The sequence below is a fragment of the Mycolicibacterium vinylchloridicum genome (assembly GCF_013404075.1).
Taxonomy (GTDB): Bacteria; Actinomycetota; Actinomycetes; order Mycobacteriales; family Mycobacteriaceae; genus Mycobacterium; species Mycobacterium vinylchloridicum.
Genome location: NZ_JACBJQ010000042.1, coordinates 1 through 15,889, shown reverse-complemented (window position 1 = coordinate 15,889; position 15,889 = coordinate 1). Strand labels below are relative to the sequence as shown.

Below are 15,889 nucleotides of genomic sequence, written 5' to 3'. Positions count from 1 at the left end.
CCAGGCGGCTATGAAAGGGTGTCGGCGTGCCTTCGTATCTGCTGCGGGTCCAGCTGGTCGATCGGCCCGGTAGCCTCGGCTCGCTCGCCGTCGCCCTGGGCACGGTCGGCGCCGACATCTTGTCGCTCGACGTCGTCGAGCGCGGTTCCGGATACGCGATCGACGATCTGGTGGTCGAACTGCCGCCGGGCGCGATGCCCGACATGCTGATCACGGCCGCCGAGCGGCTCGAGGGTGTGCGGGTGGACACCATCCGGCCGCATACCGGCCTGCTGGAGGCCCACCGCGAGCTGGAACTGATCGACCACATCGCCGCGGCCGACCGCCAGGACAAGCTCCAGGTGCTCGCCGACGAGGCACCGCGGGTACTGCGGGTGGGCTGGTGCACGGTGGCGCGCATCTCGGAGGCGGGCTTGCAGCGCATCGTCGGCAGCCCCGGTGCACCGGAAACCCAGGCGACGTCGGCGCCGTGGCTGCCGCTGGAGCATGCCGAAGCGCTCGACGGGGGCGCGGATTGGGTGCCACAGGTGTGGCGGGATATGGACACCACGCTGGCCGCGGCCCCACTGGGCGACCCCAACACTGCGGTCATGCTCGGCCGGCCCGGCGGTCCGCTCTTCCGTCCGTCGGAAGTGGCCCGGCTGGGCTACCTGGCCGGCATCGTCGCGACGATCCTGCGCTGACTCACCCCTACTCGCGGTTGTCGCCGGTCGCGTTCGAGTTGTCCAACAGGTCCCGCAGCTTTTCCAGAGGGTCGCCCGGGCCAAGCCGGTGAGCAGGCGCCGCGCCTGCGTCACCGGCTGTCGGCAGCCGGTCAGGAGATACCGGATCTAGTGCGCCATGGCCGTCCTCACCGTCGTCGGGCCCGACAACCGGCACCTGACCGGTTCCGTCCTGCGGAAGCTGCGGCATATTCGGCCCGGGGCCCGGGCCTGGTCCGGGGCCCGGTGACGAACCCGAGCCCTGGTCTGGGGGCGGGCCGAGTCCCGGCAGCGGTGGCACCGACGTGGGAGTCAACGACGTCGGCGGCGGCTGCGGCCCGACCTGGGCCGGCGGCGGCAGAGGCGAGGCCGGCGCTGCCTGCAACAGGGCCAATTTGTGTTCCAGTCGCGGAATCGAGTCGGCTCGGATGGCACGCCGGTCTTCGTTCGGGTCGTCGTTTCCGGCGAAACACCCGGCGGGTGCCCCCTTCACGACGGTGAGCGCATCGGTGTAGCTCTGCTGTGCGTGCTGCCGGTTCCCGGAGCGCGTCGCCAAATCCCCCAGCGTCTCCCGGACCAGCTCGAGGTTGATGCGCACCGGACACGATGCGGTGTCCGACATCTGGTGCAGCGTATCGGCGAACTGTCGTTGTGCCCGATCCAGTTCACCTTCCAGCACTGCGAGGTCCCCGGCGGCGAACGTGGCCTTGCCAGGCTCGATGACATCGAATACCTGCAGGTTCGCCACGTCGTCGCGCAAAGCGTCGATATCGTGCGCGGCGAAGTCGTCGATCGCGCTGTCACCGACCATGACAACGCCGATCAGCTTGGCCGCCAACAAGAGTAGAAGCAGGATGACGGGCGCGGAGAACGCGTAGAGTCGCCGGCGCAGCCGTATCCTCGCCGATGCGGCCCGGGATGGACGAAGACGCCGGACGATGTCGCTGCGCCAGGTGGCCGGTCTCCTGTCCAACATCACCAGACGTCCCTTCGCGACATCCGGTTGCGACGGTACTCACGGATGGTCGCCACGATCTCGATCAACACCAGCAGCACCGCCAGCAGAGCGAAAACCCAGTACAGCTCCCACCGATCGATCAGCTTCAGCGTCATCGCGGCGTCGTTGTGCTGATCCTTCAACTCGATCACCGGCACAGCGCCGCTGATGGGCTGGGCGCCTTCGCGATGGAAATACGGAACGCCGAGCTGCGAAGCGATCTCTTTCAGCCGGCCCTCATCGATCGCCGAGTTGAGCGCAGCACCACCACCGGGATCGCCCGCATACACCTTGTTGCCCGCCGACCACCCCAGCGGGATCGGACCGCCCGCCGCGGTGCCGTAGCCGAGCACCGCACCGCCGGCGATCGAGCCAGCAGGCAGGTCGAACGACGAAGGGGCGACGCGGGACCCCGGGGCCCCCTCGCCGAGATAAAACACCACGGTGGTCGAACCGGGAAACAGCTTTCCGGCTTCCTCCACCTTGCTGCGCAAGACATCTCGGGCGGCAAACGCGTCGGTTTGGTACATCGCGTCAGCGGTGACCAGCGTGTAGGGCGAGAGCCCCTGAACCATCGAATGAAGGCTCCAGGCGTCGTCGGACAACGGCCAGTCCGTGCCTGCCTTGCCTGCGAACGAGATCAACCCGAACCGTGCGTGCGAATACTCGTCGATGAGGGCGCCGATGTCGGTGCGCATTCCCAACATCCGTGATTTCCCGGCGCCGTAGTCCTCGACGCGCGAATTGACTGACCGGTCGACGACGAAGAACACGTTGACGTTCTGATCGGTTTTGCCACCGCTGAACTCGATCGACTGGCTCCCTTGGTCGCTGTCGAAGCCGGGCCGCAATGCCGCCATGACGATGAAGAGGATGGCCAGCGTCAGCCCACTCCATCTCGCCACCACCCTGCGGTACCGGCTCGGCCCGGTGCGGACCAGAACCCGATAGAGGGCGACCATCCGGATGACCAGCACGATCCCCGCGCCGATGAGTAACAGCGCCAAGGGAATCACTGGATAAAAGGTCATCGCCGCAACACCGCCAACGACACGCTGAGGATGCCCGCCGCTACCAGCGCGATGATGAGCACCGGGCCTGGCGAATCCAAGGATCGACTGGTGATCACCTGTCCCCCAGGCAGTTGCGCCGAGGGCGGGTTGGCGCCGATGAGGTCCAGCTGCCGACTCAGTGCGGGGTCGGTACCGCCACCGGCCAGTCCTGCCCCGGCGGGATTGTAAGGGCTGAACCGCCCACCGGTCGATTCGACCAGGGACCGCAACGCGTCGTTGCCCTGAGTGGATTCGGCGACGACGTCCGAGCGGGCGAGAATGTTCAGCTGGATACCCCCGGCGGACGCCATCTGCTGCAGCGACTGCGTCGAAAACAGCGACCGCCGTTGTTCGTTGGCTCCGCGGAGGTCGGTGTAGCCGACATAGATCAGTTGTCGCCGATGCGTACCCTTGCTCTCGAATGACGGGAATCCCGTCATGCACAGCGCCAGGATGTCCTCGACACTTTGCGCGTAGTCCACATATCCAACGGGGTGCGAGAACGCCTCCGTCCCAGTGGCGAGCTTGTCGCGGTCGACTGCCGAGACCTGCGCCCCGGTATCCAGGTCCTGCTGGAGGCGAGCGAGCTCAGTCAGGCCGGTCAAGCGTTGCGAAATGTAATCGGTGTCGCGGGTGAGCGGAATGATCCGCAGTGTCGGGGAGGTCAGGCCGAGTCGCTGGGTGTCGGACGATTTCGCCCGTTGCGCATAGTAATCCAGGAAGCCCGCGGTGGTGGGGTCGGTGACCGGTTGCCCGACGCACAACATGATGTCCTCAGGATGGGCGGCATCGAAGGTCTCGGTGGACGACGACGATCCGACCGGGCGTCCCGCGGCCACGAGCGCCGCGCCGAACGTGACGACCAACAGCACCCCGGTTACGACCACCGATAGCAGGTAGACCCGGTAGACCCGCAGATACTCGGGCAGTCGGGTGAGGCGGTGAACGTGCGCCAATGGCCGCAACGATCGCTGCACCCGGACCATCGGCGAGAACCAGGCGACCAGCACGGCGATGACGAGCAACACGGTCCCGGCCACCACCAGCGACCACCATCTCAGCTCCATGTCGAGATCAGCTCCTCGGCCGACTGTCCCAGCGCGGCGATATCGTCCGCCGGGGCGAGGCTGAACTGAACATCGTTGAGCCGAGCCAACAGTGGCGCCGCCGGTGCGAGCGGACCGTCGACCATCTCACCGACATGGAGGTACTGGGCTCGCACGCCGGTGGTGACGAACAAGAAGCTGCGCACGCTTCGGCTGATCGCCGCGCTCGCCTGTGGGCCATTGATGACACCGGCACGGTACTGACCGAACGCGGTGCGAACAGCGCGGATGAACCGGCGCCGGGTCAGCCCCGCGTGGATCCCGCGGATCACCGGCAATACCCGCAGCCGCGACGGCGGTAGAGTCCACACGAAAACACCTGCACACCAGGCGATCACGAGCGCAACCAGCAGAATACCCAGCAGAAACCACCACCCGGAATACGGCAGTGGGCCGCCGATGAAACGAAGCAGATCGTCAGATGGCATCGCCGTACGTCTCACTCATCGCAACAAGACTCCTGCGGATCTCTGCGCTGCCGCCGATCCGGCTGAACCGCACGCCGTTGGCAGTAAGGAACTCGTCGAGCTGGGCGACCCGGTGTTGCTCGGCGACGCGATAGGCGTTCAACACACGCGGCCCCAGCGCGTACCCGTTGGGAACGAATCTTCCGGTGGCCACATCGAATCCGTCCTGTTCACCGGAGACTCCGCCGACAGCGGGCATATCGGTGACCATCAGCCAGATGAGATCGTGGCGCCCTTGCAGCTGCTTGAGCACTTCCTCGAGTTCGCTGCTGACGTCCGGTTCGTCGGACACGATGATCAGCAGCAGCCGGCGGCGATGGGCCCGCACTACGTAATTGAGCTGGCCGACGATGTCGGAGGTGCCGACGTCCTCGGCGCCGCGGGTGTGGAAGCGCTCCAACATGCTCTCGATGTGAGTCTCGCTGCGGCGATTCCTGATCGTCGCCGATCCGGTGCTGTCGCCGTAGACCATGCCGACCTCATCACTGCGCCCGAGCGCGATGAGGCCGACCGCACCCATCACGTTGGCGGCGACCACACGCTTCACCTCGCCGCTGGCCGCGAGTGCGGTCATGTTCCTTCCCGTGTCGGCCACCAGGAGAATTTTGTGATGCTTCTCGGACACGAACCGCTTGGTCAGCACGGATCCAGAACGCGCAGAGGCCTTCCAGTCGATGTCCCGGACATCGTCGCCGGCCACGTAGGGCCGCAGGTCGTCGAGTTCGAGGCTTCGCGAATGCAGCAGCGCATACCGGCCACCTTCGAGGATTCCGCGTGTGTCGGTGCCGAAATAAGATTTGGCGAGGTTGAGGTGCCTACCCATGGCGATCGGTCACGGCACCCGGACCGACTGCAGCACAGCGTCGATCACCATTTCGGGGGTGACGTTGATGTTGACCGCCTCGAAACCGAGGATCAGCCGGTGCCGTAGCACACGGTACGCGAGGTTGCGAATGTCGTCGGGGATCACATGATTGCGGCCCGCCAATATGGCGGCGGCGCGCGCCGCTTTGCAGAAGGCGATCGACGCCCGCGGGCTCGCGCCGTATTCGACGAGGCGGGCAAGTTGCGGAGAGAGGAACTGCGCGGGGTTGCGGGTCACATGCACGAGCTGGGTTGTGTAGTGCACCAGAACGGGATCCATGTGAACGCTTGCGACAATCTGCTGTAATTGCCGGATTTCGTCGAGACTAGCCACGGCCTGGGGGGTCGCCGACCGGTCATAGATACCCGCGTCGATCCGGAAGACGACTTCGGCTTCCTCCTGCGGTGATGGGTAGCGCAGAACCTCTTTGAGCATGAACCGATCGGTCTGCGCCTCGGAAAGCGGATACGTGCCTTCCTGGTCGACGGGGTTCTGCGTTGCGATCACCAGGAACGGCTCCGGGATCGGGTACATCTTTCCGGCCAGCGTCGTCTGACGTTCTTCCATCGCCTCCAGCATCGCGCTCTGGGTCTTGGCGCTGGACCGGTTGATCTCGTCCAGCAGAACGATATTGGTGTGGACCGGTCCGAGTTGAGTGATGAACGAGTTGGTCGACGAGTCGAAGATCTGGGTGCCGACGATATCGCTGGGCAACAGGTCAGGTGTGCACTGAATCCGGTTGAAGCCGCCGGAGATCGCAGCGGCCACCACCCGCGCGGCGGTTGTCTTGGCCAGGCCGGGAACACCTTCGAGCAGGACGTGGCCGCCGGTCAGCAAGCCGAGAAGCAGTGTCTCCCTGAGGTAGTCTTGGCCGACGACCTTGGCGGAGAAGACTGACGATATCGCCGCCACGACACGATAGGCGTGTTCCATGTCCTGCTGGTTGGGTTGGGCACGGGTCGTGGTGGTCATGCTCACTCTCCAGGGGTAGTAGTCCCACTCAGCTAACGAATTGGCCCGACGACGGGCGGGTCCTTGGCGAGATTCACCGAGGTCGAAACCAGCAGATCGGATGTGAAGCTCGCCGACTCACCGCTGGTGGTCTGCGCCGTGAAGTGATACCGGGCTGGCCCGCCCGTCATCACACTCATGGACATCGGAATCAGGGTCTGGGTGACGCCGCTGAGGTCGATCGGGCCGTCCACCTTGGCCGTCGCCCGGTTGATCGGCGTGTCGATTCTCTGCTTCGGGCAGTTGTATTGGGTTTCCGGCGCGGTAAGGCAACCGGCGATCCAGGTCTCGAGCGCGGTGTTGACGGCCTTGTGCCCGGCATCGTTGATCGCATAGTCGAACGTGAGCGTGCTGGCGATATCACCGGCGAGCATGCTTTCCAGCAACAGCGGTTTGGCGGTGACATCGATATACGGCACAGTCGATTTCAGGTCCAAATAGCCGGGGAAGACGTAGAGGTGCGTGTCCTGCCCGAGCGGCTTGCCCAGGACGCTGAGCGATGTCGCGGGGCCCGAGCTCAGAATGCCGCTCATCGTGTCGACGTTGATCGTCGCGCTCGAGAGTTTCCATCCTTCCTCAGTTTTCTTCACCGGGAGCTGACCCTCGGAATGATGGTCACCGAAGTTCGCGGACACCTTCACCAATGCCATGTCGCCCGGCTCGGTCTTCGACGAATCCTCGGTGATCTCGATCTTGGTGATCGGCCACTCCGAGATCTGTTGCTTGAGAGCATCATTGGTCAGAAATTTCTTGGACGCGGGCTGGGCGACCCCCATAGCGAGCGCGGCGTCGGCATCGCCCTTGGCGAGCGCCTCCAGGTACGCCTTGACCGCCTCGCCGGCATTACCTGCTCCCACCGTCTTGGTGCCACCCCCGGTGTTGAGCGCCACGACCAGCACGATGCCAACGACCAGCAGAACCGCCGCCGATGCCAGCAGGGTGATGATCAGCGGCTTGCGACGGCGCCCGTTCTGCGGCGGATAGGGCGGCTGCCACTGTCCACCGGGGCCATAGCCCGGCTGCCCCGCAGGATAGCCGTACCAGCCCTGCTGCAGTGGAGGTGGTGGCGGTTGGCCACCCGGGGCGCCGGCCCAGCCGGGCGGCTGATTTGGATACGGGTTGCCCGGATAGTCCTGTGTCACAGCCTCATTGCTCTCTCATGGGTGTCGACGCCTCAGCCCTTGACCGAAACGGTCGGCGGATTTGTCGTCAGGTCAACCGTCGCGGTGATGTACGAGTAGACCGTGCCGGATTTTGTTCCACCAGAAGTGGATTCTGCGGTGAGCTTGAAATCGAGGGGGCCATGGACCTGTTCGGTCATCTTGGTCGGGTCGAAGTAGCTGGCCTGGACCTCGCTGAGATCGGTCGGTGCGGTCCATACCGCGGTGCCGTCGACCAGGCTGGGATCGCGCACGCCCTGGGGGCAGTTCGGCGGCTGTAATTGTTTGGACTGCGCGCAGGTCGCGATCGCGGCTCTCACAAGATCCAACGACGTCGACTTTCCCTTGTCACTGATATCGAACTGCGGCATCAGCGATGCGGAAAGTCCAGCGTACCCCAACTCACCCAGCAGCAGAGGTCGCCGCAGCGGCTCCTGGGTGATGAACTCGTTGCTGTTGCCGAGGTCGATCCAGCCGGGGAAAACGTAGGTTTCTTTGCCCTTTTTGGCGTCAAAAGGCTTGCCGAACAACGTGACTGTGCTCAACGCCTTCGACTCGGGTGCGTCGAGGAACTTCAGTTTGATCGCCGCGTGCTCGAGTTTCCAGGCCCCGTCGATCTTCTTGACGTGAAGGTTCTCATCGGAGGTCTGGTCACCGAAGTTGGCAGCGACATGCACAGTGCCCATATCGCTGAACGAGTCGTCGTTGAGGATGCGAATGTTGGTGATCGGCCATTTGGCGATCTGCTGCTTGAGGATGTCGTCGGTGAGGAATTCCTTGGAGGCCGGCTCGTCGTTGGAGTACGACAGCGCCGTGTTCGCGTCACCCCGAGCGAGCGCCTCCACGTAGGCCTTCACCACGTCGCCTGCAGTCTTGGGCTTACCGGGCCCACCCGAGCCGAACACGATCACAGCAACAACGACCGCGACGACGAGGACCGCGAGGCCGGAGATCAGACCGACGATCAGCCGCTTGTTGGATCCTCGGCGCGGTGGCGGTCCGTATCCGGGCGATCCGTACGGCGGCGGTCCGGGCTGCCATTGCGGCTGCGGCGGCGGCTGGTGTGCGTGGCCGTACGAGTGGGCCGGCGGCTGAGGCTGGGACGCGGGCGGCGGGGGCGCGGGCGGCTGAGGCCACGAGCCGGGTGCCTCGCCGGGGCCCGGGCCGGGTCCGCCGATCGGATTCGGACCGCCATAGCCTCCGCCGGCGGACGGAGGATATGTCACAGCAACCGTCCGCACTCGACGTTGATCAGCATCAGCAAACCCCCATACACCCTGGACAATCCTCGGAAAGCTCGGCGCGCCATCCCCCGATCGACGCAACGTTCCTCATTCAACCATATAGAGGGCGTGCGCTCACCTCACCCAGCCAGGGCGACCGACCTGCACCGACGGCGCTTCCATAAGTCGAGCTATGTCACCGAACGGCCCCCAGCAACCTTGAGGGCGGCTCAGCCGAGCCCTCGCACTACCGGGTTTCGGCAGCCAACCCGTCACGCAGTGCCGTCGACCGACTCCTCGGCCGGCGCCGGTCCCTCCGCGAGCAGCCTGCGGAAGCCGTCCTCGTCGAGGATCGGGACACCCAGCTCGACGGCCTTGTCGTATTTCGATCCGGGTGAATCCCCCGCCACGACGAACGACGTCTTCTTCGACACTGAGCCGACCGCCTTGCCCCCGCGGGTGATGATGGCCTCCTTGGCCTCGTCACGGGAGAACCCGGGCAGCGAACCAGTCACCACGATCGAAAGCCCTTGCAGCGTCGGGGTTATCGCGGCGTCGCGAACGTCCTCCATCCGGACGCCGGCCGCGCGCCACTTGTCGACGATCGTGCGGTGCCAGTCGACGGCGAACCACTCGACGAGCGAGGCGGCGATGGTCGGCCCAACGCCCTCGACGTCGGCCAGCTGCTCCTCGGTTGCGGCCATGATGGCGTCGAGGCTGCCGAACGCGACGGCCAGCGCCCGCGCCGCCGTCGGTCCCACGTGCCGGATGGACAGCGACACCAGGATCCGCCACAACGGGCGTTCCTTGGCCTGCTGCAGATTGATCAACAGTCGCGCGCCGTTGGCCGACAGCGCGCCGTCTTTGGTCTTGAAGAAGTCCGAGGTGAGCAGGTCGGAGCTGGTGAGGCTGAACAGATCTCCCTCGTCACCGATGACGTTCGCATTGAGCAGCGCCGTCGCCGCTTCATAGCCCAGACCTTCGATGTCCAGCCCGCCGCGGCCGGCCAGATGGAAGACACGCTCGCGCAGTTGCGCGGGACACGACCGGGCATTCGGGCAGCGGATGTCGACGTCGCCCTCCTTGGCCGGGGCGAGCGGAGTGCCACATTCCGGGCAGTGGGTGGGCATCTGGAATTCCCGCTCGGTGCCGTCGCGCAGATCGACCACGGGTCCCAGCACCTCGGGAATGACGTCACCGGCCTTGCGGATCATCACCGTGTCGCCGATCAGCACCCCCTTGCGCTTGACCTCCGAACCGTTGTGCAGGGTGGCCATCTCCACGGTCGATCCGGCGATCTTTACCGGTGCCATGACCGCGAACGGGGTGACCCGGCCGGTGCGGCCCACATTGACCTGGATGTCGAGCAGCTTGGTCTGGGCTTCCTCGGGCGGGTATTTGTAGGCGACCGCCCAGCGTGGAGTGCGCGATGTGGCACCGAGGCGGCGTTGCAGTGCGAAATCGTCGACTTTGACCACGATGCCGTCGATTTCATGTTCGATCTCGTGGCGGCGCTCGCCCCAGTAGGTGATCTTCTCCTCGACGGCGGCCAGCCCGGCCACCCGCGTGGTGTGGTCGGAGACCGGCAACCCCCATGCCTTCAACGCGAAATAGGTGTCGTGCAATGTGTCCGGGGTGAAGCCCTCGGTGTAGCCGAGGCCGTGGCAGATCATCCGCAGGCGGCGCTTGGCGGTGACCGCCGGATTCTTCTGCCGCAGTGAGCCCGCCGCGCTGTTGCGCGGATTGGCGAACGGGGCCTTGCCCTCCTCGACCAAGCCGGCGTTGAGGTTCTCGAAGTCGGCGAGCCGGAAGAACACCTCACCGCGCACCTCGAGAACCGCGGGGATCGGGAATTCCTCTGACGCAGCGAGGGTTTCCGGGATGTCGTCAATGGTCCGCGCATTGTTGGTGACGTCCTCGCCGACCCGGCCGTCACCGCGGGTGGCCGCCCGCTCCAACCGGCCACCGCGATACACCAGGCCGATGGCGACCCCATCAACCTTGAGCTCGCAGAGGTACTGCGGATTGGGGCCGATCTCGGCCTCAACCCGGTTGGACCAGGCCGTCAGCTCGTCGGTGTTGAAGACGTCGTCGAGCGACATCATCCGCTCCAGATGGGCGGCCTCGGTGAAGTCGGTCGCGAATCCGGCGCCACCGACCAGCTGGGTCGGCGAGTCGGGTACCCGCAACTCGGGGTACTGGTCCTCGAGGGCGAGCAGTTCGTTGAAGAGCTTGTCGAAGTCCGCGTCCGAGACGACGGGTGCGTCCTTGATGTAGTAGCGAAACTGGTGCTCACGTACCTCGTCGGCGAGCTCCTGCCAACGCCGGCGCACATCCGGATCGACGGGATCAACCTCGGGTTCGGACGTATCTGAAGCCACACTCGCAGGCTAGTCGAGCCCGCTGACGACTTTGGCCGTGGCAGGGTGGGGCCATGGGGCACCCGATCATGTTCGACGACGCCGACCCGATCCTGGCCACGGTGCGCACAATCGCGCTGGCGTTGCCCGAGGCGACCGAGAAGATCTCCCACGGCCGTCCGACGTTCTCCGCGCCGAAAATGTTCGCCGTCTACGGCGGCAGCCGCAAGAACCCCGACGGCCCGATGATCCGCTACAACCACGCGCTGCTGGTGAAGGTCGACGACAGCGAGCGGCAGGCCCTGCAACAGGACCCACGCTTCTTCTACCCGGCCTATCTGGGTCCGTACGGCTGGCTGGGTCTGGACTTCGAGGCCGCCGAGGTCGACTGGGCGGAAGTCGCTGAATTGGTGGATGCGTCGTTTCGGCTGCAAGCGCCGGCACGGTTGGTACGGCGGCTGGATCAGATGCAGGCGCCCTAGGCCTGGCAGGCTCAGGTGTCCGGCGGGCAGGTGAAGACCGGACCCGGCGGAAGAGTGCCGTCTTTCAGGAAGGCGGTGAGAGCGCTCTCGGCGCAAGCGTTCTGAGAGCTGGCGATGTGGCCCTCCGCCGGAGCCACGACCAGCGTGGAATTCTTGATCTGCCCGTGCAGCGACTGTGCCCAGGACAGCGGGGTGGCCGGGTCACCCGTGGTGTTGAGGATCAGGACCGGTCCCGCGCCCTCCGCGTGCGTCGGCCCGGGATGCCGGACCGGGGATACCGGCCACGTCTCGCAGGGCGCCAGCGACCAGGCGCGGTTGCCGCCGCTGATGGGACTCTCCGCCGCCCAGATAGGCGCCAACCGTTGGGGTTCTCCCGGGTCACCCGCGGTCGGGAAATCGATGCACACGACCGACAGGTATTCCGAGTCGGCCGGATTCACCATCAGGTCAGGCGAATACGCGGCCTCCGTCACCGCCGGCCACTGGCCGGCGACCGCGTGCCGCAACGTCTCCCGGAGACTGGGCCACCCTGATTTGGGAAAGTACTGAGAAGATTCGACGAGTGCCAGCATCCGGGCACCCGACAGCGTCTGCCCGTCGGCACCGACGTATGGCTTCGCGTCGAGTTGGGCGATGATCCCGGATATCTGGTGCAGCGCTTGGTCGGTCGTACCTGTCAAAGGGCAGTCCGGCTGACGCAGGCAGTCCTCGACGAATGCGGTGACACTGCGCTGCATGCCCTGCGCCTGGCCGAGCCTGACCCCGGGATAGTCCAGGGCGGGATCCATCACGGAATCGAGCACGATCCGGTCGGTCTTGCCGGGGAACATGTTTGCATAGGTGGCGCCCAGGAAGGTTCCGTACGAGTAGCCGAGGTAGTCGATCTTGTCGAAGGCCATCGCCTTGCGGATCTCGTCCATGTCGCGGGCCACGTTGGCGGTACCGACATGTTTGATGGCATCGCCGAATTGCCGTAGGCAGGACTCGCCGATGCCGGCGGCCAGGTCCGTGGCGCGTTCGATGTCGGCCTGGGCCGTCGGAACACTGGGCTGATTGAAGATTTCCTGCCGCTGCTGGCCGTCGAGGCATTGGACCGCAGGCACCGATCCGCCCACGCCGCGTGGGTCGAATGACACCACCGTGTAGGTGTCGGTGAAGTTCTCGAAATAGTCACGGGCCGAGAGCAGGTCGTGCACACCGCCGATGCCCGGGCCACCCGGGTTGGTCATCAACAGCCTCGGCTTCGCGGCCTTCGAGGGGATTCGGATGACCGGGATCGTGAACGTATGCCCATCGGCCTGGCCGTAGTCGAACGGCACGGTCAGGGTAGAGCACTCGACCCCGGGATGAGCGCCGTTGGAGTCCGGCATCGATTCGGTCATGATGCACGGGCCCCAGGGGGCCAGCGTGGTCGCGGACTTCACCTCCGGCGCCCCTGCCGGAGCCGCACACGCCGCAACCAGGACAGCAGTCAGGACCGCGGGCCCGACCCGACGCCTCACCCCTGCCGAAGCTGACACGCTTACGCTTCTAGCACCCCGCAGCCCGTTGGCGGCGGACTTCGACCAGATCGCTTCCCGCTCGACGGCTAACCGGCCAGACGCTCCGCGGCTGCTGTCCGCTTGAAGATGATGCCCCGCTTCTCGTGATAGACGGGCAGGTAGTCGCTCTTGAAACGAGGATCGTTCAGCAACGCGTCCAGCGCGACGAACCCGGTGTCATATTTGCCGTCCACTTCGGCCGGACGCTTGTTTCGCAGGATCACAGCGACGACAAAGTCGAAGTTGCGGGACAGAAGATATCCGTTGTCGACGCGCGCGAAGTGCTTTCCCGGAACGTCCCGTGCGATGTGCTTGTCCATGAGCCCGTACAGGTCGGTGAATCTCAGCCCATCGTTGAGATACGGGATGACGCCGGCCTCGCCGAGCAGCACGGTCTGGCCGGGTGACGCCAGGTCACCCAACTTCCGGGCGATGTCGTAGTAATCCGCGTTGTACGGCTGGAATTCCAGGTGCCAGCCCGACCTCAGCGGTTTGTAGCTTTTGACGTAATACCGCTGCAGAACCCACGAGCAACCGACCACGACAGCCAAGACCGTGAGCGTCGCAACCAACTTCTGGTCGAGGAGAGTGCCGAGATCGACCTGGTCGACCAGAACGAACAGCAGTATCGGCAGCACCGGCAACGCCAGCCGGAAGGCTGGCATCCAGTCGCCTCCCGCGTAGACGGCGAACGCCAGTTGCGCGACGATGACCAGGTAAACGGGCAGATGCTCACGCAGCAGCAGCGGCGACCTCTTGAGCAGGGCCAGCAGCACGTAGGGGCCCAGTGTCATGGCGCCGAACAGGGCGACGTAACGCGCGCCTTCCTTGACCGCGGAGAGACTCGGATTGTTCTTGGCGAACAGGCTATTGGGCAGCAACTCGCCATAGTAGGAGAACCGGAAAGCGATGAACGCCACGACGATCGCAACCACAATGGCCACCGTCATCGCGGTGAACGGCAACCGCTCATCCTTGCGCCGCGCTCCGATCGCAAAAATGCCGGCGTAGATGGCGACGGGATACATGATCGCTTCCGGTCGCGAGATACTCAAGAGCCCGATGGTGACGGCGAAGCCCACGGCGTAGCCCGGCGTCCGGTGCGTGCGCCACAAGGAATACAGCAGAACCGACACCGTCAGCAGGAAGGCGACGAGCGACGTCTCCATTCCCGAAATGTTGTACACGTTCAGGAAAGGGCTTGCCGCGGCGACGAGAACCAACAGTGCGACTACGGCAGTGCTGTTGTCGTGCAGTTTCGCAAGGCGGTACAGCACAACCAGATTCGCCAGCCCGAAAACCATGCACAGCACTTTTGCGAGGTAGAACAGAGCGAGATGACCGGTCAGCCCGGTGACGGCCGACACCGCATTGACCAGAAACAACCAGGTTGGATTTGAGTATCCCTCAATCCTCTCGCCGGGGTTGAACACCGGACCATCACCGGCGAGCAGGTTGTGGCTGTAGCGCAGGGTGATGAAAACGTCGTCGATCTCGACGTTGACGAGGTCCAGGCAGCCGAGGACATATACGACGCCGACGACGCCCAGGAACAGCGGAAACCAGTGCGACGAGAGTTTCTGCGCTACAGCCATATCGCTAGATCGCTTCGGGGTCCTCGGTTACCGCGTCGGCGGCGCGCTGACACAAGCCGACCGCGACACGCGCCCAGGCCGCGGTGGCGCCGGCCAGCCCGCAGACCGGGCTGATACCGACACGACCTCGAATCGAACTGCGGGAGAAGCCGATTCGGTCGGTGATCGCAACCGCGGCAGCGGCGACCTCCTCGGCCGAGGGCCGGGCGTCGGGCACACTCGCGGGGACCAGGCCCAAGACCACGGTGCGACCCGAGTCCAGGAACTCCCCCAGCCCGTCGAAATCGGCGTCGCCGAGCGTGTCGACGTCCACCGAAACCGCATGGATCGCGCTGCGCTGCAGGACATTCCACGGGATTTCTGCGCAGCTGTGCAGCAACACCTCGGCACCCGCACCGGCCACGCACTCGTCGAGCAACCCGATGGCCACCACCTCGTCGACCGGATGCACCGGGTTCAGTGCCGTCACCCCGGTCAACCGGCCCGCCAGCGCCGCCGACAGCATCGGCTCGTCGTACTGCACCACCACGGTCGTGGACAGCCGGCGCGCCAGCTCGGCCCGGTGCCGCCCTACGCCCTCGGCCAGCGAGGACGTCAGGTCGCGGACCGCCCCGGCGTCGGTGAGAGCGCGGTGGCCGTTAGGCAGTTCCAACTGCGCGGCCAGCGTGATCGGCCCCGGCGCCTGGACCTTGACCGGCCGCCCCGAACCGGATCCGCCGGCCTTCTCCCACGCTTCCTCGATGGCGTCGATGTCCTCGTCGAGCAGGCTTTTGGCCCGACGGGTGATCGCACCCGGCCGGGCGACGATCCGGTAGCCCCGCGGGACGGTGTCGATCGCGATATCGACCAGCAGCGCACCGGCCCGCCCGATCATGTCCGCACCCACACCGCGGGCGGGCAGCTCGACCAGGTGCGGCAGCCGGTGCAGCTCGCCGACCACGATGTCGGCGGCCTCCCGCGGCGTCGAACCCGGCCACGAACCGACTCCGGTGCCTGCGGCGAAAACACTCACCGGGCAACCGTATTGGACAGCCCGCCGACACCGCAGAGCCGGGGGCATAACGTGGGGGTCATGACGGTGCGCGCGGGGCTGGCCTGTTGCGCGTTGGCGGGGTTGCTGGGCGGGTGCACCCAGTGGGTCGACGGGTCAGGGCTGCGCGCCCTGAGCGAGCCGCCGTACAGCCCGCCGGGCATCGTCGATGTGGTTGCGTCCAGCAGAGTGGTGTACGAGTCGGACCTGATCAGCGGTACCGGCGTGTCGTAGCCGGATGAATGAAGGTCATCGCGTGATTCTTCGAGAGACCCGCGAAAGTCACTCGAGCAAAGGAA

General features: G+C 65.5%; 15 protein-coding genes. 3 read left to right on the top strand and 12 right to left on the bottom strand.

Annotated elements, in window-relative coordinates; genetic code table 11:
* The first annotated feature begins 26 nt into the window (after positions 1 to 26).
* On the top strand, positions 27 to 683 hold the full coding sequence (locus tag HPC46_RS25905) for an ACT domain-containing protein (RefSeq protein ID WP_179475059.1): 657 nt from the start codon (positions 27 to 29) through the stop codon (positions 681 to 683).
* 7 nt (positions 684 to 690) lie between these two features.
* On the opposite strand, the gene HPC46_RS25900 is transcribed toward HPC46_RS25905, so the two are convergent.
* From HPC46_RS25900 to ligA, 9 genes are all read right to left on the bottom strand, one after another.
* Positions 691 to 1,677 carry a hypothetical protein gene (locus tag HPC46_RS25900; RefSeq protein ID WP_179475058.1) on the bottom strand — a complete coding sequence of 329 codons (987 nt, stop codon included), beginning with the start codon at positions 1,675 to 1,677 and terminating at the stop codon, positions 691 to 693.
* Positions 1,677 to 2,729 carry a vWA domain-containing protein gene (locus tag HPC46_RS25895; RefSeq protein ID WP_179475057.1) on the bottom strand — a complete coding sequence of 351 codons (1,053 nt, stop codon included), beginning with the start codon at positions 2,727 to 2,729 and terminating at the stop codon, positions 1,677 to 1,679. Before HPC46_RS25895 ends, HPC46_RS25900 begins: the two co-directional genes overlap by 1 nt.
* A complete protein-coding gene (locus HPC46_RS25890; RefSeq protein WP_179475056.1) occupies positions 2,726 to 3,817 on the bottom strand; it encodes a hypothetical protein in 1,092 nt (363 codons plus the stop codon). Before HPC46_RS25890 ends, HPC46_RS25895 begins: the two co-directional genes overlap by 4 nt.
* Positions 3,808 to 4,284, bottom strand: a complete 477-nt coding sequence (locus HPC46_RS25885) for a hypothetical protein (protein WP_179475055.1) — start codon at positions 4,282 to 4,284, stop codon at positions 3,808 to 3,810. Before HPC46_RS25885 ends, HPC46_RS25890 begins: the two co-directional genes overlap by 10 nt.
* Positions 4,274 to 5,146 (bottom strand): DUF58 domain-containing protein, encoded by an 873-nt coding sequence (locus HPC46_RS25880; protein ID WP_179475054.1) that lies wholly within the window; start codon positions 5,144 to 5,146, stop codon positions 4,274 to 4,276. Before HPC46_RS25880 ends, HPC46_RS25885 begins: the two co-directional genes overlap by 11 nt.
* Positions 5,147 to 5,155: 9 nt before the next feature.
* On the bottom strand, positions 5,156 to 6,160 hold the full coding sequence (locus HPC46_RS25875) for an AAA family ATPase (RefSeq protein WP_179475053.1): 1,005 nt from the start codon (positions 6,158 to 6,160) through the stop codon (positions 5,156 to 5,158).
* A 32-nt stretch (positions 6,161 to 6,192) separates the two neighbouring features.
* Positions 6,193 to 7,341 (bottom strand): nuclear transport factor 2 family protein, encoded by a 1,149-nt coding sequence (locus HPC46_RS25870; RefSeq protein ID WP_179475052.1) that lies wholly within the window; start codon positions 7,339 to 7,341, stop codon positions 6,193 to 6,195.
* A gap of 32 nt (positions 7,342 to 7,373) precedes the next feature.
* Complete coding sequence (locus HPC46_RS25865; RefSeq protein WP_179475051.1) at positions 7,374 to 8,585, bottom strand: DUF4878 domain-containing protein; 1,212 nt, start codon at positions 8,583 to 8,585, stop codon at positions 7,374 to 7,376.
* Between the two features lie 269 nt (positions 8,586 to 8,854).
* On the bottom strand, positions 8,855 to 10,963 hold the full coding sequence (ligA, locus tag HPC46_RS25860) for an NAD-dependent DNA ligase LigA (protein WP_179475050.1): 2,109 nt from the start codon (positions 10,961 to 10,963) through the stop codon (positions 8,855 to 8,857).
* A 53-nt stretch (positions 10,964 to 11,016) separates the two neighbouring features.
* On the opposite strand from ligA, the gene HPC46_RS25855 reads away from it, so the two are divergent.
* On the top strand, positions 11,017 to 11,424 hold the full coding sequence (locus HPC46_RS25855) for an MmcQ/YjbR family DNA-binding protein (protein WP_179475049.1): 408 nt from the start codon (positions 11,017 to 11,019) through the stop codon (positions 11,422 to 11,424).
* 11 nt (positions 11,425 to 11,435) lie between these two features.
* Here HPC46_RS25855 and HPC46_RS25850 read toward each other — a convergent pair whose 3' ends face one another.
* From HPC46_RS25850 to HPC46_RS25840, 3 genes are all read right to left on the bottom strand, one after another.
* Positions 11,436 to 12,926: an alpha/beta hydrolase gene (locus HPC46_RS25850; protein WP_179475048.1), complete on the bottom strand. Its 1,491-nt coding sequence runs from the start codon at positions 12,924 to 12,926 to the stop codon at positions 11,436 to 11,438.
* A gap of 86 nt (positions 12,927 to 13,012) precedes the next feature.
* A complete protein-coding gene (locus HPC46_RS25845; RefSeq protein ID WP_179475047.1) occupies positions 13,013 to 14,560 on the bottom strand; it encodes a DUF8728 domain-containing protein in 1,548 nt (515 codons plus the stop codon).
* Between the two features lie 4 nt (positions 14,561 to 14,564).
* A complete protein-coding gene (locus HPC46_RS25840; RefSeq protein ID WP_179475046.1) occupies positions 14,565 to 15,572 on the bottom strand; it encodes a methionine synthase in 1,008 nt (335 codons plus the stop codon).
* A gap of 60 nt (positions 15,573 to 15,632) precedes the next feature.
* Here HPC46_RS25840 and HPC46_RS25835 point away from each other — a divergent pair, with 60 nt between their 5' ends.
* The gene (locus HPC46_RS25835; RefSeq protein WP_179475045.1) at positions 15,633 to 15,824 is read left to right on the top strand and encodes a hypothetical protein; all 192 of its coding nucleotides are present in this window, start codon (positions 15,633 to 15,635) and stop codon (positions 15,822 to 15,824) included.
* The last annotated feature ends 65 nt before the right edge of the window (positions 15,825 to 15,889 follow it).

What these genes read in the sequence shown, in the direction of transcription:
- HPC46_RS25900 (WP_179475058.1), bottom strand. Translation starts at nt 1,677, where the DNA reads ATGTTGGACAGGAGACCGGCCACCTGGCGCAGCGACATCGTCCGGCGT.
- HPC46_RS25895 (WP_179475057.1), bottom strand. Translation starts at nt 2,729, where the DNA reads ATGACCTTTTATCCAGTGATTCCCTTGGCGCTGTTACTCATCGGCGCG.
- HPC46_RS25890 (WP_179475056.1), bottom strand. Translation starts at nt 3,817, where the DNA reads ATGGAGCTGAGATGGTGGTCGCTGGTGGTGGCCGGGACCGTGTTGCTC.
- HPC46_RS25885 (WP_179475055.1), bottom strand. Translation starts at nt 4,284, where the DNA reads ATGCCATCTGACGATCTGCTTCGTTTCATCGGCGGCCCACTGCCGTAT.
- HPC46_RS25880 (WP_179475054.1), bottom strand. Translation starts at nt 5,146, where the DNA reads ATGGGTAGGCACCTCAACCTCGCCAAATCTTATTTCGGCACCGACACA.
- HPC46_RS25875 (WP_179475053.1), bottom strand. Translation starts at nt 6,160, where the DNA reads ATGACCACCACGACCCGTGCCCAACCCAACCAGCAGGACATGGAACAC.
- HPC46_RS25855 (WP_179475049.1), top strand. Translation starts at nt 11,017, where the DNA reads ATGGGGCACCCGATCATGTTCGACGACGCCGACCCGATCCTGGCCACG.
- HPC46_RS25845 (WP_179475047.1), bottom strand. Translation starts at nt 14,560, where the DNA reads ATGGCTGTAGCGCAGAAACTCTCGTCGCACTGGTTTCCGCTGTTCCTG.
- HPC46_RS25835 (WP_179475045.1), top strand. Translation starts at nt 15,633, where the DNA reads ATGACGGTGCGCGCGGGGCTGGCCTGTTGCGCGTTGGCGGGGTTGCTG.